The 14,415-nt window shown below is 65.2% G+C and carries 15 protein-coding genes; 11 read left to right on the forward strand and 4 right to left on the reverse strand.

Going from position 1 to position 14,415, the window contains the following annotated elements:
- Positions 1-21: 21 nt before the first annotated feature.
- The 4 genes from NR810_RS09105 to NR810_RS09120 all read left to right on the forward strand — a co-directional run bounded on the left by NR810_RS09105 (position 22) and on the right by NR810_RS09120 (position 2,147).
- The gene (locus NR810_RS09105) at positions 22-888 is read left to right on the forward strand and encodes a hypothetical protein (RefSeq protein WP_257450246.1); all 867 of its coding nucleotides are present in this window, start codon (positions 22-24) and stop codon (positions 886-888) included.
- A 373-nt stretch (positions 889-1,261) separates the two neighbouring features.
- On the forward strand, positions 1,262-1,408 hold the full coding sequence (locus NR810_RS09110; RefSeq protein WP_257450248.1) for a hypothetical protein: 147 nt from the start codon (positions 1,262-1,264) through the stop codon (positions 1,406-1,408).
- Positions 1,405-1,806, forward strand: a complete 402-nt coding sequence (locus tag NR810_RS09115) for a hypothetical protein (protein ID WP_257450250.1) — start codon at positions 1,405-1,407, stop codon at positions 1,804-1,806. The genes NR810_RS09110 and NR810_RS09115 overlap by 4 nt, the downstream gene beginning before the upstream one ends.
- Positions 1,803-2,147, forward strand: coding sequence for a hypothetical protein (locus NR810_RS09120; protein WP_257450252.1), 345 nt, complete (start codon positions 1,803-1,805; stop codon positions 2,145-2,147). The genes NR810_RS09115 and NR810_RS09120 overlap by 4 nt, the downstream gene beginning before the upstream one ends.
- A 124-nt stretch (positions 2,148-2,271) precedes the next feature.
- Here the strand turns inward: NR810_RS09120 and NR810_RS09125 are convergent, their stop codons facing one another.
- Entirely contained in the window at positions 2,272-3,177 is a 906-nt protein-coding gene (locus tag NR810_RS09125; protein ID WP_257450254.1) for a LysR family transcriptional regulator, read from the reverse strand.
- 310 nt (positions 3,178-3,487) lie between these two features.
- Between NR810_RS09125 and NR810_RS09130 the strand changes: the two genes are divergently transcribed.
- From NR810_RS09130 to NR810_RS09140, 3 genes are all read left to right on the forward strand, one after another.
- Positions 3,488-4,789, forward strand: a complete 1,302-nt coding sequence (locus tag NR810_RS09130; RefSeq protein WP_257450256.1) for an MFS transporter — start codon at positions 3,488-3,490, stop codon at positions 4,787-4,789.
- A 158-nt stretch (positions 4,790-4,947) separates the two neighbouring features.
- The gene (locus NR810_RS09135) at positions 4,948-6,048 is read left to right on the forward strand and encodes an alpha/beta hydrolase (protein WP_257450258.1); all 1,101 of its coding nucleotides are present in this window, start codon (positions 4,948-4,950) and stop codon (positions 6,046-6,048) included.
- A 46-nt stretch (positions 6,049-6,094) separates the two neighbouring features.
- Positions 6,095-6,235: a hypothetical protein gene (locus NR810_RS09140; RefSeq protein ID WP_257450260.1), complete on the forward strand. Its 141-nt coding sequence runs from the start codon at positions 6,095-6,097 to the stop codon at positions 6,233-6,235.
- A 139-nt stretch (positions 6,236-6,374) separates the two neighbouring features.
- On the opposite strand, the gene NR810_RS09145 is transcribed toward NR810_RS09140, so the two are convergent.
- On the reverse strand, positions 6,375-7,001 hold the full coding sequence (locus NR810_RS09145; protein ID WP_257450262.1) for a LysE family translocator: 627 nt from the start codon (positions 6,999-7,001) through the stop codon (positions 6,375-6,377).
- Positions 7,002-8,249: 1,248 nt separating this feature from the next.
- Between NR810_RS09145 and NR810_RS09150 the strand changes: the two genes are divergently transcribed.
- The 3 genes from NR810_RS09150 (at position 8,250) to NR810_RS09160 (ending at position 10,346) form a co-directional block, all read left to right on the forward strand.
- Positions 8,250-8,699: a hypothetical protein gene (locus NR810_RS09150; protein ID WP_257450264.1), complete on the forward strand. Its 450-nt coding sequence runs from the start codon at positions 8,250-8,252 to the stop codon at positions 8,697-8,699.
- An 8-nt stretch (positions 8,700-8,707) separates the two neighbouring features.
- Positions 8,708-9,508 (forward strand): prenyltransferase/squalene oxidase repeat-containing protein, encoded by an 801-nt coding sequence (locus NR810_RS09155; RefSeq protein ID WP_257450266.1) that lies wholly within the window; start codon positions 8,708-8,710, stop codon positions 9,506-9,508.
- Between the two features lie 64 nt (positions 9,509-9,572).
- Positions 9,573-10,346: a tryptophan synthase subunit alpha gene (locus tag NR810_RS09160; protein WP_257450278.1), complete on the forward strand. Its 774-nt coding sequence runs from the start codon at positions 9,573-9,575 to the stop codon at positions 10,344-10,346.
- 130 nt (positions 10,347-10,476) lie between these two features.
- Here NR810_RS09160 and NR810_RS09165 read toward each other — a convergent pair whose 3' ends face one another.
- On the reverse strand, positions 10,477-11,502 hold the full coding sequence (locus NR810_RS09165; protein WP_257450280.1) for an aldo/keto reductase: 1,026 nt from the start codon (positions 11,500-11,502) through the stop codon (positions 10,477-10,479).
- 232 nt (positions 11,503-11,734) lie between these two features.
- Between NR810_RS09165 and NR810_RS09170 the strand changes: the two genes are divergently transcribed.
- A complete protein-coding gene (locus NR810_RS09170; RefSeq protein ID WP_257450282.1) occupies positions 11,735-13,804 on the forward strand; it encodes a lipoxygenase family protein in 2,070 nt (689 codons plus the stop codon).
- 73 nt (positions 13,805-13,877) lie between these two features.
- Here the strand turns inward: NR810_RS09170 and NR810_RS09175 are convergent, their stop codons facing one another.
- Positions 13,878-14,399, reverse strand: a complete 522-nt coding sequence (locus tag NR810_RS09175) for a gamma-glutamylcyclotransferase (protein WP_257450284.1) — start codon at positions 14,397-14,399, stop codon at positions 13,878-13,880.
- Positions 14,400-14,415 lie beyond the last annotated feature (16 nt).

The following is a 14,415-nucleotide window of genomic DNA, read 5'->3' on the forward strand; positions in this document are numbered from 1 at the left end:
ATGTCGAGTCAACTCGAGGGCATGAACGGCCGCATCGGCTGGTTCGAGGAGAAGCTGGCGGAAGGCGACGGCATTGTCGATTTCGCCGAGCAGTTGCGTGTCGGCCAGGGGCTGGCCGGCATGGTGGAGGACGAGCAGGATTTCGCCGTGATCCGCCAGTTGTTCGATCAGGCTTCGCCGCACATGCGGCGCCTGGGCAGCCTGGCGCTGGAGGCCATCGCGCATCGCTGGTACGCCGACGCGGCGCCGCTGGCGCTACGGCATCTGGATGACGGCTTCGACTGGGTCGAGTACGACTGCATGCGCTTCTTCCTCAACCAGGCCCCGCTGGACGCGGCGACCCTGCAACGGCTCGACGACAAACTGGCCAGAACCCGGAACGCCTCCATCACCCGGATCGCCGAGCCGGGCTTGCTGGCATTGCGTGCGCTGGCAGCGTCCTACGAGGTGCCGATGCGAGCAGTCGAGGCGAAGGGGTTTCGCTTCCAGCTTCCGGAGACCTGGCAGCTCACTCGCGAAGTGGCCGATGCGGTGACGTTCTCGGCGCCGGCTATCGATTGGCTGGAGCAATCGAAGAATCCCTGTCGCAACCAGTTTCTCCTGCAGGTAGTCCGCGATGTGGACCCGGCGGAGTTGGAGGAGCTGGCCGAGCTCAACCTTGAGGGCTTCGGCGTCGAAACGACCATCGATCACCCAGACATGGCCCGCTACGCCGGGTCGCGGGCCATGCGTTACGGCACCCAGGAAACCTACCCGACCGTGCGCATTCGCGAGGTGCGCACCTACGGCACGACTCTCCTGTGCATGGACACCAGGTCGCCGCTGGCTCATCTCGAGCAGACCCTGGCGCGCAACCTGGCGATCCTCGACTCGATACAGCCGCTGTGAACCACCCGTACGGTCAGGCCGTCCGGCTGGACGCGGCGCCGCGGAGGGCCGGCTGGAGCACGATAGGCGGGATAGAAGCCATGTTGAGGGTGAGGGCTGGAGCGGAGGGGCCGAGGAGGGCCGCTGACAGGGGCCGCCCGAGCAGTGAGCCCGGCCGGTGGAGAGGCCGCGCAGCCCCCTTGGGTACACGCCGGCCCTAGCCACGCTCCCATGAGGTGCGCGGCAGGGGCCTGGCTCTCTTGGCTGTGGTGTCACGGCCAGACCCCTTCCTACGTCCTTATGGGCACAGCGTTCCCAGGCAACCGCGTCATCCGCGCGGCTGCCAGCATGGGTTGTCACTGAAGGGGAGTGCTGGACGAAAGAGGGCATCATCATGATGAAGGAATCCACACCCGGGATGGGGGGCTTCTCGCGCCACCGCATCAACGGTGGCTACAACGGCAAGGCGGACCGGGATTCCCACTACCAGCGCGCCCCGCAGGTGTCTGGGGACGGATCGGCGCTCCGGAGTGTGAAGTGATTACGCTCCTCGTGTACCTGGTGACGAACAGGTGGACGTGGGTCGGGCTGACGGTGCTCGGCCTGTCCGGCGGCGTGGGTGTGCAGACGCAGCGGCTGCGCACCACCCAGGAGCAGGTGAGCACCCTCGAACTGCAACTCGCCCAGGCGCTGGAGGTGAACCGGACGCAGTCCCAGCTCATCGCCGAGCAGAACGAGGCCGTCCAGAAGCTCAAGCAGGACTACGACGCCTCCCAGGTCCGCCTCGCCCAGGCGGAGACCACCGCCAGCACGCTGCTGGACACGGCCCGGCAGAAGGCCGCGGAGATGACGCGGCAGCAGGTGCCGCGCGAGTGCGACAAGGCCTTCAAGTGGGCGGTGCAGCAGGAGATCCAGGCACGCCGGGGGAAGCTCCAATGAAAAGACTTTGGCTGCTGGCCCTGCTCCCGCTCGCCGGGTGCCTGCCCGTGCGCACGGTGACGCTCGTCACCGCGGAGAAGGTGGAGGTGCCCGTCTGCCCGGCGCCCCCACCCGCGAGGGAGATTCCTCCCAAGCCGGACCTCCCGGTGGACCACTTGAGCGAGGACATGGAGGCGGCGGACGTGGTGCTCGCCTACCGCCAGTCAGTCGTTCTGCTCGAGGGCTGGGGCGAGGCGCTCCAGGTCCTCCTCCAGGCCTACCAGCCCACCGGGCCCGCTCCCGGGGAGTCCGGACCGCCTTCGGCCGAAGTGCCGCCGCCGCCCGCGCCTCCCTCCCCCTGACGCAATCCCTCTCAACCGCCGTACCCTACCTGGAGTCACCTGCAAGCCCGCGCTTCACCCTCCAGCGGCCCTTCCCTCCCCCTTTGCTCCAGCCCTCCCCCTCCATGGTGGGATTGCGAGCGCGTCAGCTCGTCCTGCCGGCCAGCTCCTTGGCTACCTCGATGAAGAGGCGCAGGGGCTTCGAGCGCTGTGCGCGGCTGGGGTAGTAGAGGAAGAAGCCAGGCACGGTGGGCGCGTAGTCCTCCAGCACCCGCACGAGGCGTCCGGAATGCAGATGCTCCTGGATGGCTGGCTCCAGGGCGTACGCCAACCCCACCCCCTTGGCGGCGAGCGCCACGCCGGTCATCTCGTCGTTGGTGGCGACACCGCCGTGCACCGGGACGCGCCAGGTCCTGCTTCCGCGCTCCAGCTCCCAGGCATAGGGAGTCCCGGTCGTCTGTGAGCGCAGGACAATGCATTCGTGCCGGAGCAGGTCCTCGGGGCGCTCCGGGGGGCCGTGCTTCTCGAAGTAGGCCGGTGCACCCACCACCACGAAGCGGAACGCGTCGGTCAGGCGCACCTGCACCATGTCGCGCTCGATGGTCTCGCTCAGGCGCACGCCGGCGTCGTAGCCCTCCGCGACGATGTCGACGAGGCGCTGTTCGACGACGACGTCCACCTCCACGCGGGGGAATCGCGCCCGGAATGCTGGCAGCACGGGCTCGATGAGGAGGGGCACCGCCGCTCGTGGCACGGACAGCTTCAGCCGTCCGACGGCTTCCCCGGGCTGGGCCGAGGCCCCGTGGAGGGCGGCAGCCGCTTGGGCAAGGCCCGGACCGGCCTCCTCCACCAGCCGCCGTCCCGCGTCCGTCAGGGCCACGCTGCGCGAGGTGCGGTTGAGCAGGACCACGCGCAGTTGCTCCTCCAGCTGCCGCACCGACTGGCTCACGGCGGCCGTGGAGACGCCGAGCTCGCGCGCCGCGCCACGAAAGCTCTGGAGACGCGCGACGGCAAGGAACACGTGGAGCTGCTGGAAGAGGACAGTCTTCATTGCAGTGGTTCCTCTGAAGTGCCGGTGTGGAGTGCCGTGACGGCCCTGCGAACGAGTATGGCCACTTTCGGCAAATAGCCGGGCCACCATCAACCCCTGCTTAACGGCCCGTTCGCTCCTCGCCGTCTAGTCCCCGGAGGGCGCGCCGCGTAGTCCTTTCACCGGGCCCTGCTGCTCCAGCGAGCACGACGCGCAGGGCACTTGCCCAACCACGAAAGGTTCTCGACGCATGTGCACCCACTGCGATGACTCCTCCCACATCGAGAGGGCTTCTGCCCACGCCCGGAGGACCATCCTCAAGGCGGGCGCCGTGCCGAAGGGGGGGCGAGCCCCCGAGGGGCCCCTCCCTACCAAGGCCCTTGGCATCAAGGCGGACGTCGAGCTGGTGCGTGCCCAGGCGCCGGCCCCGCGCTCCGCGTCATGGGGCGCCGTGTTCGCGCTCACCCTGTGCGTCTCGACGCTCGTCGCGTCCGAGTTCATGCCGGTGAGCCTCCTGACGCCCATCGCGTCGGACCTCCACCTGAGCGAAGGCCGCGCCGGCCAGGCGATTGCCGTGTCCGGCCTCTTCGCCGTGCTGACGAGCCTCTTCATCGCGTCCGCGGCCAGGTCCGTCGACCGCCGGAAGCTGCTCCTCAGCCTCACCGGCGTGATGCTGGCTTCGGGCCTCGTGACCGCCCTGGCGCCGAGCTTCACCGTGCTCATGCTGGGCCGTGCGCTCATCGGCATCGTCATCGGCGGCTTCTGGTCGTTGTCGGCGGCCACCGTCATGCGGCTGGTCCCCGAGGGCGACGTGCCGCGTGCGCTCGCCGTGCTGAACGGTGGCAACGCGCTGGCCACCACCATCGCGGCGCCGCTCGGCAGCTTCCTGGGCCAGTACATCGGGTGGCGTGGTGCGTTCTTCGCGGTCGTTCCTCTCGCGGCCATCACCCTCGTGTGGCAGTTCTTCACCTTGCCCCCAATGCCCACGGAGCGCGCCGCTCCGCCTCCGAGCACGTTCGCCGTCCTTCGACGCCCCAAGGCGCTGTGGGGCATTCTGGCGGTCACGCTCTTCTTCATGGGCCAGTTCGCTCTCTTCACGTACCTGCGTCCCTTCCTGGAGACGGTCACGCGGGTCGGGGTGTCCACCCTCTCGCTGGTCCTGTTGGGGATGGGCACCGCTGGGCTCCTGGGCACGTATCTCATCGGGTTCCTCGTGGCCAGGCGGCTGTCCGCGGTGCTCATCGCCGCGCCGGTGGCGATGGCCGTCATCGCCGTTGCGCTCGTCGTCTTCGGCCGGTCCCTCGCGGCAACGGCCGTCCTCCTTGTGGGGTGGGGGCTCATCGGCACGGCGGCGCCGGTCGCATGGTGGACGTGGCTCAGCCGCACGCTGCCGCGCGACGCGGAGGCTGGAGGCGGCCTCATGGTCGCAGCCATTCAGCTCGCCATCACGGTTGGCGCCTCGCTCGGAGGGCTGCTGTTCGACCGTAGCGGCTACCAGAGCACGTACGTGGTGAGCGCCGCACTGCTCGGGGGAGCGGCCCTCTTGGCCATCCGGGCGTCGAGGGATGCCTGCGTTGGCGATGCCGAGGTCCGCATGGCATCGCTGAAGAGCGCCGCCTGGAAGAAGGCGTGAAGGCCCACCGTCAATGAGCGCTGAACGGCCCGTTCACGTTCAACGCATAGCCCCCGGCGGAGCCGGGCGGTACCACTTGGACACGGACGCAGCCGGGCCCGTGAGCCGCCCGGCTGCCGCCACCCGCTCGGCCCCTGCCGAACCTCACACCCACGAGGATGAAGACGATGAAGAAAATGAAACCGCCCCTCGCGACCCACCGACGTTCCTTGCTCGGTGCACTTCTGCTCAGTTCATTCTCCGCACTGGTGGCCTGCGCATCGCCCTCGGCATCGGTGGCGCGTCCAACGCCGGGCCTCCCGTCTGGGGATACGACCAACGGTGCGGCCAACTTCTACACGAGCGACAGGGTCACCGTTCAGAAGGTCGTCTTCAAGAACCAATACAAGATGAATGTCGTAGGGAACCTGTTCGTTCCCAAGGACCTGAATCGCGGCGCGAAGAATCCGGCGATCGTCGTCGGACATCCCATGGGTGCGGTCAAGGAGCAGAGCGCGAACCTGTACGCCACGAAGATGGCAGAGCGGGGATTCGTCACCCTGTCCTTGGACCTGTCTTTTTGGGGCGAGAGTGACGGCCAACCCCGCAATGCTGTTGCGCCGGACATCTATGCCGAGGACTTCAGCGCCGCTGTGGACTTCCTGCGCACCCAGCCGTTTGTCAACAGGGAGCGGATTGGCGCCCTCGGAATTTGCGGCAGCGGGAGCTTCGTCATCAGTGCGGCCAAGATCGATCCGCGCATCAAGGCCATCGCAACAGTCAGCATGTACGACATGGGCGCTGCCAACCGCAACGGGCTCAGGCATTCGGTGACCCTCGAGCAGAGAAAGAAGTTCCTCGAGGAGGCAGCGCTTCAGCGCGATGTGGAGTTCGCGGGTGGTGAAACCAGATATACGAGCGGGACGCCCGAAGAGCTGAGTGACAAGTCAACTGCGATTGATCGCGAGTTCTACGACTTCTACCGGACTTCGCGGGGTCATCGCCCGAACACCACGACGCATCCGACGCTCAGCAGCAACACCAGGTTCATGAACTTCTACCCGTTCACGGACATCGAGACGATCTCTCCTCGTCCGATGCTCTTCATCACGGGCGAGAACGCTCATTCCAGAGAGTTCAGCGACGAGGCCTACCGGCTTGCCGGTGACCCCAAGGAACTGGTCATTGTGCCTGGTGCTGGTCACGTGGATCTTTACGATCGTGTCAACCTCATTCCTTTCGACAAGTTGACCACGTTCTTCCAGAACAATCTGAAGTGACCCAGGCGTCGCCGGGGAAAGCATACGAAACAAGGAGACGCCGCCCATGCGTGGAGTTGTGATGGCAGCCCCCGGCGACGTTCGCGTCGAGGAGCGCGAGGACCCGAAGATCATCAAGCCGACCGACGCGATCATCCGGCTCACGGCGACCTGCATCTTCGGGCTGGTTCGCCGCTGTCGCCGCTGAGGCCGGCCCCGGCAAGACGGTCGCGGTCGTCGGTGACGGCGCGGTCGGGCTGATGGGCGTCCTGGCCGCCAGGCAGCTCGGCGCCGAGCGGATAATCGTTGATTAAGCGGGGTTTTCCGGTGTCACCAGCGAACGACGCTCAGCCCTGCCGCACCGCTGCCATCATCACCCCGGCGACCACCAGCAGGCTGCCGGCGGCGCGGTTGGTGACCTTCACGAAGCGCGGGCTGGACAGGAAGCGCTGGGTGCGCGAGCCCAGCCAAGCGTAGACGCTGTAAGCGGACAGATCGAGCAGGATGGTGGTGAGGCCGTAGAGCAGCATCTGCGGCACGATCGGCCGCTGCACGTCCACGAACTGCGGCAGCAGGGCCACGAAGTACAGCAACGCCTTGGGATTGCCCAGCTCCACGATCAGCGCCTGGCGGAAGGCGGCCAGCCCACTGCCTGCCGGCGGGCGCTCGCTGCTGAGAGTGACCGCGCCGGCCCGGCTGCTCAGCGCCAACAGGCCCAGGTAGAACAGATAGGCGACGCCCCCCCACTTGATCAGGTTGAACAGGGTAGCGCTGGCGACCACCAGGGTGGCGAGGCCGGTGGCCGACAAGGCGAAGTAGACGGCGTTGGCCAGCGCGATGCCGACGATCGCCCAGTAAGCGCCGCGCAGCCCGCGCCCCGCCGCCTGCACGGTGACCAGCAGCGCGGCCGGGCCGGGGACCAGACAGACCACCCAGGTGGTGGTCACGAACAACAGATACGTTTTCCAACCCATCGCGACGTCCTCGTGCGGTAGTTGGATGAACTATATCGTCGGCACCTGGCGGTTTTGAGGGCAAGCCATTGGCGTTTTCGCCATTCTTCCCATGGGACCCTTTCGTCCCTTGCAGTCCGCTGGCCGCGTTGAGCCTCATGGCTGCCTGGCCATCGAGTTTCCCGACTAGCGCATGCCCGTACTCACAAACGCGTCGAGCGCAGTCTGTCTCAATGGGACGAGGACGATGAGGGAATCCGATGAGGAGGAAATCCGATGCCGTCCACTCATGAAGTTCTGAGCGTCATGAAGTTCTGAGCGCCCAACTTCTTCCCCGCGGCCCCCGGGGGCGACAACAAGGTGAAGCCGTAGCTCGCGTTCGACCCGCTGCGCGGCGCGCAGGGGCAGACCATCATCGGAGACCCACACAATGATACCACTGCACTTTGAAGAGGAGGCGGATGGAGATGGACGATTGGTATTGCTCCGCGCCATCCGTTTGATTCTATGAATGATACATCACCGAAGATGCTCGAGCAGGCGCTCCACTGCGTTGAGCGAGGTCCAAGCGTCCATACCGTTGAACAAGTCTCCGCTCTAGTCGAGCAGATTCTAGGTAAAGACAAGAGCGATGGTGGTGCGAACACGAGCTTCAAAGGCGATCTGCGGCAATGGCTGGATATGTGGAGAAAGTGGACGAGGCGACCTCTCCCCGCTCCAGAACTCGCTCGAGCCGAGTTCGTCCGGACGCTTGTCGCTGAAGGAGACCTCTCTGATTCGCAGGTTTGCGAGCTTGTTGACCGGATCGTACCGGCCAGATCATTCATGGATATGTCGGAGTGGCTCCGATTGGCGGTGCTGCGCTTTCTGCATCGCGTCCGGCCATGGTTCCCCATGTGGAAGGCGTATGTCTCCTGGGCGATGCACTGGTGCGCCTCACATGGGTATTCCGAGATTGGATTCCTGTGCCGAGACGCGCTTCCGTTGTACGGGATGGCACGCAGGATGCTCGACACCGGAAGAGTCTCCGGAGGAAACGTGTCGACATCGCTCCGGTTGCTACATGCGTCGAGAGCGATGGTCCGGAGCCCCCACTTCTCCACGCATTTCTCGCGGAGCTTCCCCTCAGGGCGAGCCATGGCCCTCATTGATACCGGATGTTACGGCTCCCTTGTTCCGAAACTCGTGGACCTGGCAAAGGAGCGAGGGACGGGTCATCACCCAGCGGTCTTCTTCTTCTATAGTAGAAATCCAAATATTTTTGGATACATGAACTACCTGATGGCATGGGAGAGCCTTCGGACGCAAGCGCTGCATCGCCACGCGGGAATGACCAGATCGCTCTTTGATTTCGTCATCTACGCAGGAGATATGCTGGAGGCGCTTCCAAAGGCGTATCGTGTCGATGGGCTCGGAGAGGACGGCGAGCCGAGTATTCTCCCGCAGGACCTGCTTTCATTCGTCCTTGCTTGTGTTTTGCTGACCGAGCTCGATGCATTCGTCTCCGCGTCTTCTGGACTTCCTGGCGAGCGAGACGAGGTGCAACGAACGGCGATTCAACTCTGGGAAATCGTCTCGCTCGCCGAGTCTGATCCGAGGAAGAGGGACGGTCTCCTTTTCACATCGCCCACGCCGAAGGCCATTCCCAAGAACACTGATTATCTGCGGCTGAATGGCATTCCCCCCCAAGACGAAATTTTCGGCACCATTTCAGGATGAGGTGTGAAATGAATCATGACGAGAAGGTGCTTTCGTTCCTCGAGAAGAGGCTGACGCGGAACGGCCTGTTTGTAGAAGTTGGCGAGAGCGCTCCCACTGTAGAGTCCATTCGATTTGGCCTTGACACGATGGCGAGCATCGACAAGGAGGTTGACGAAAGTGTGCGCCGGAGCTCCGCTGCCTATCTGTTGGAATGCCTGCTCCCGGATGGGGGCTTCGCCATCAGTGCCCGTAGCACACAGTCGAAGCTGTCATCTACCTATTACGCAGTGAGGTTGTTCGAGCTCAAGCGAGTCGACGGTGGGTTGCCCGATCGCCACCGGACCAGTGAATGGATTATCGGGCAGCTGTTTGATGGGGCCGGGATTGCGGAGTCGGTCAATGTGGATGAGCTTTATTACGCGGCGAGGGCATTGCAGTTGATGGCCGCTCCGGAGCTCGACCATTCGAGGATCGACACCGTAGTGCGCTACATCAAGCGCTGCTGCTCTCCTGCTGGTGGCTTTGGCTTGTCTCCCGGAGCTCCAGCGGACATCGAGAGAACCTACTGTTGCCTGCACATGCTCCAGACGCTCGGTCACCTCCACGATCCGGAGAAGCACGCGAAGTGGGTTTCGTCATGCATCATCGGTGGTCAAGTGTATTGGGATCCATCTGGTGCGAAGGTCTCGCCAGCCACGTTTTACTGGGGGCTCCGCGCTGCATCGATTGCTGGAGCTGAGGTTGCCTGGTCGGATGTAGCGAGCGCCATTCGTAACTTCGAGAAGGAGGATGGTGGATACGGCGATGAGGCCGGCTCGCAGCTCTGACATACATACTGTTGCGTGAATGCAGACAGGATCACCGCCGAGAAAGGATTCAAGGATGTCGAGCTTGCTTGACGAGAAGTTCACCCGGGCGAAGAATGTTGGTCGTCTGGCGCTCGGCATCTATTTGATCCCCGGTTTTCCCACGTGGGAGGCGAGCCGGGAAGCGGTCGAGCTGGCCGAGGCAATGGGGGTCGACTTCATTGAGTTCCCCATCCTTGGAGCGGGTCAATGGTCCGCGCGTACGGGAGATACAATCGCGAAGGTGCTCGCGCGGAATCACGGGAGGTTGATCCGGTTGGATGACCCGATGCGGAGGTGGCTCGAGCCTATTTCCGTTGGGGTCGGCGTCGTCTATGACGGCGCGTGGCCTGAGCCGATGCGGTGGAGCGCGGATGCCCACTTCCTTGAACGTGCCAGCGCACTCCTGCTCGAACCGGATGTCGGTGAGTTGCATGAGCGCGCCGAGCAGGCAATTGCATGGGGCAAGCCGTTGATCACCACGGTGGATGGCCGGCAACCGGAGTGCAGTCCCACCGAGCGCAGAATGCTTACAATCGCCCAGGGATTCGTCTACATGAGTCTCGGAGCGAGGACAGGTGAGCGGAGCAGTAGCACCGAAATGATGCGGACGAAGGTGTCGGCGATCCGCGCAATGGGTTGCACACTTCCGGTATGTGCGGCCTTTGGGATCAGCAACGCGGGGGACGTTGCCGAGATTCGCGCCGCGATGTGCGACGGCGTGATCATTGGCAGCGCCGCAATCAGGACCCTCGAACGTGGAGGGCGCGCGTTCGAGCGATGGCTTGGAACAATTATTGACGCATGCGCCTGGAACTAGAGGAGGGTGGATATGAAACTGGCCGTGTTGACGACTGCAACCGATGAGGCCGCCAGGACGGAGCCTCAACAGTGCTGGCAAGTCGAAACCTTCGAAGAAAGCGAAGTTGAGTTCAAGGTAGGGGCGGCTGTTACCAGCGGCCCATGATGCGGTGGAGGAAATCGTACGGGTAGCCGAGCTCCGTGGCGCTCGCCTCGTCCAGGCGCTTGAGCTGGGCGTCATCCAGCTTCAGCTCGGCGGCCTTCAGGTTGTCCTCGAGCTGCTGCACGCTGCGCGCTCCGAAGATGACGGAGGTGATGGCGCGCTTGCGCAGTACCCATGCCAGGGACACCTGGGCCGGGGTGGACTTCAGCTCGGCGGCCACCGCGTCCACGGCCTCCAGCACCCGCCAATGGCGCGGCGTGTCGAACTGCGAGAGCCGGTCCTTCCACTTCGCCAGCCGCGAGGCCTCCGGCGGCGGCTGCCCCTTGCGGTACTTGCCGGACAGGAACCCGCTGGCCAGCGGCGAGTACGGCAGGATGCCCAGGCCGAACTGTTCGCACAGCGGCACGTGCTCGCGCTCCAACTCGCGCGACACCAGGCTGTACTGGGCCTGCAGCGTCACGAAGCGCGAGAGGTGCTGCGAGCGGCTCATCCAGAGGCTGTCCACCAGCCGGTACGCCGCGTAGTTGCTCGCGCCCAGGTAGAGCACCTTGCCCTGGTGCACCAGGTCATCCAGCGCCCGGAGCGTCTCCTCCTCTGGCGTGTCGTTGTCCTGCATGTGCACCTGGTAGAGATCAATCCGGTCCGTCTTCAGCCGGCGCAGGCTCTCCTCCACGGTGGTGCGGATGCGGTAGCGCGAGGCCCCTGCGCCATTGGGCCCCTTGGCCATGCGGAAGCGGAACTTGGTGGCCAGCACCACCTGATTTCGCTTCTGGGATTGGGCGAACCAGTTGCCGATGACGCGCTCGGTGAGCCCGTCGTTGCCGTACACATCGGCCGTGTCCCAGAAGTTGATGCCCGCCTCCAGGGCGCGGTCCATGATGGCGAAGGACGTCTTCTCGTCGGACCCCACCTGATGCAGGAACGAGTTCTCGTCCGCCTCACCGAACGTCATGGTGCCCAGACACAGGCTCGATACCTTCAGGCCGCTGTGGCCCAGCTTGCGGTACTCCATCGTGCCCCTCCGTGTGGCGGCCTTGACCGCGAGGGGCTCGGCCTAACGCGAGTCGGCACCGAGCGCCACAAGGAAAGGCCCGGAAGAAGACTCACTCCGAGTCAATGAGAGCCACTCAGGGCCTCCATGCATCCTGCACGCTGGATGATGCCCAGAGTGCGAACGGGTTCACATCCAGTGAAGATGGGGCTAGAAGGGACCTGCCACCCGCCACCCCATCAGGGAGCCGTCCATGAGCCTGTTCACCCCGCCCATCCTGCCGCAGAACGATACCCCGGAGAACCGCGCGAGCCGGGCGCAGACGCTGGCCCAGAAGCAGACCCAGTACGTGTATGACTATCCAGCCATCGTCGCCGGGCTGCCCATGGCGGCGGCGCCCATCCCCGTGGACATCTCGCTCGACTGGGCCCTCAAGCTCGCCGAGACGGTCATCCTGCTGGGAGAGAACTTCGTGGATGCGCTGTTGCCCAACCTCTTCAGCTTCGACGTGCAGATCCCCATCAAGCTCGGCCAGGGGAACTCGGGCGCGACCACGACCGCCGTCTACACCGAGGCCGCTCCCCCGGAGGCGAGCGTGTTCGACGCCTCGCTGAAGCACCCGGAGCTCGAAAAGCGCGACGTCCTGGCCTTCCAGTCCCTGCTGAGCAATGCGCGCAAGGATCTGGCGGGGCTCGCCCAGAACGCGCATGCACGCAAGGTCACGCGTCCGCCGACAGGCTCTCCGGGCGGCCACGGGGGGCTCGACACGCTCGCGCAAGAGGGGAAGTCGATGATTGACAAGGCCATCGGGCAGGATGCCAAGAGCATCGAGTCCTGGCTGTCCCAGCTGGCCAGGTCCGTGCTCGACTTCGTGCTGACGAAGGCGGGCCTCTACGGGCGCGCCACGGATCTCCAGGACTACGACGCGCAGTTTCGCAAGGTGGCGCTGCCGTGGACCGCGGGCGTGTACCTCACGGACGAGGCGTTCGCCGCGCTGCGTGTCGCCGGCCCCAACGCGGGCATCCTTCAGCGGGCGACCCTCGAGGATCTCTCGCGCCTGCTGCCCTCGGATGAGCAGTTCCAGCGCATCACGGGCGAGACGGGGTGGACGCGCCAGCAGGCCGTGGAAGCCGGGCACCTGTACCTCGTGGACTACAAGGCGCTCGCGGAGCTGGTGCCGGGCACCACGCCCCAGCAGAAGTACGTGTTCGCCCCCAAGGCCCTCTTCTATGTGCCGCGCCTGGGTGAGGGCCGGGGCTCGCTGCGCCCCGTGTCCATCCAGATCGGGCAGGACGCGAGCAGCCCCATCTTCTACCCGGACGGAGGGCTCGCGTGGATGCTCGCCAAGACGTGCGTCAACATCGCGGATGGCAACTACCACGAGCTCATCAGCCACCTGGGACTCACACACCTGCTCACCGAGCCGTTCGTGCTCGCCACCGAGCGGCAGCTCGACCCTCAGCATCCGCTCTACGTGCTGCTCACCCCGCACTTCGCGGGCACGCTGTTCATCAACTACAGCGCGCAGACCTCGCTCATCACCCAAGGGGGGCCGGTGGACATGCTCCTGGCGGGCACCATCGACTCGTCCAACCAGGTGGCGGCCAACGCCGTGAAGGCGGTACGCTACAACGAGTCGTTCTTCCCCGAGAAGCTCGCACGCCAGGGCATCGACTCGCTGGAGGCGCTGCCCGACTACCCCTACCGCGATGACGCGCTGGCCCTCTGGAAGGCCATCCACGGTTGGGTATCCGATTACACCGCGCTCTACTACTCCGGGGACATGGACGTGGTGGGCGACTACGAGTTGCAGGCCTGGGTGCAGGAGCTGGTGAGCGCCGGGCATCTGCAGGACATCGGCGAGGCTGCTCCCGGCCAGACGCCGTGCATCTCCACGCTCGACTACCTGTGCAAGCTGCTCACCCAGGTCATCTTCACCGCGAGCGTGGAGCACGCGGCGGTGAACTTCCCGCAGCGCACCGCGATGAGCTATACGCCGGCCATTCCGCTCGCCGGCTTCGCGGCCTTCCCGGGTCCGACCACCTCGGGGGCCGAGGCGACGCAGTTGTTGGATCTGCTGCCCCCGCTCAACCAGTCCATCCTCCAGCAGGCGGTGTTGGCGGGCCTGGGCAATGTCTACTACACGGTGCTGGGCCAGTACGGGGGCCAGCTGTCCGACCCCCGGGCGCTCCTGGTGCTGGGCAAGTTCCAGCGCACGCTGCAGTCCATCGAGAAGCACATCCAGGCGGCCAACACCGTGGGGGGGCGCACGCTCTACACGACGCTCCTGCCCTCGGCCATTCCCCAGAGCATCAACATCTGAGCCCACGGGGAGCCGGGTGCCTCAGATTTGAACCTGCGACCCCTTGGTCCCGAACCAAGGGGCGCCGTCCCCCCTACTCTCCCCGGCGCAGCCGCTCGATGTACTCCGCCGGCAGTCCCGCGCTCTGTGCGCCTCGCACCAGCGCCTCGATGAACCGCTGGCTCACGGGACCCTCGGTGGCCGCCCGCCTCGGCGACGTCACGAATGCCGTCGCCTGCAGTTCCTGACCCTCCACGCGGACACGGACGATGCGCTCCACGCACATCCCCGTCACCGCACCCTCCTTGTGCTGGATGATCGGCCAGTCCTTCCCGCCAATCTCGAAGAGCCTCCCGTACACGCTCTTCCCCGGCTCGTCCTTCAGCCCCGCCACACGCCCTCCCCACCACCTCGAGGGAAAGTCGTAGACCAGGTCCACGTCCAGCGCCTCGGCCAGCTTGCCCTCGGGTAGCTCGAAGAACTCGTAGCTGTGCTGCGCCCGCCACTCCTCGAACGCCGCACGGTCCAGGATCGTCGAGTACGCGAAGTACAGCTTCGACGCAGCCGTATCCGCCTGGTTCCGCGCCTTCATCACCTGATCGTAATGCGAGTCCATCCGTGCCTCCCTCGGT

The sequence above is a fragment of the Archangium lipolyticum genome (genome assembly GCF_024623785.1).
In the GTDB taxonomy this organism is placed as follows: domain Bacteria; phylum Myxococcota; class Myxococcia; order Myxococcales; family Myxococcaceae; genus Archangium; species Archangium lipolyticum.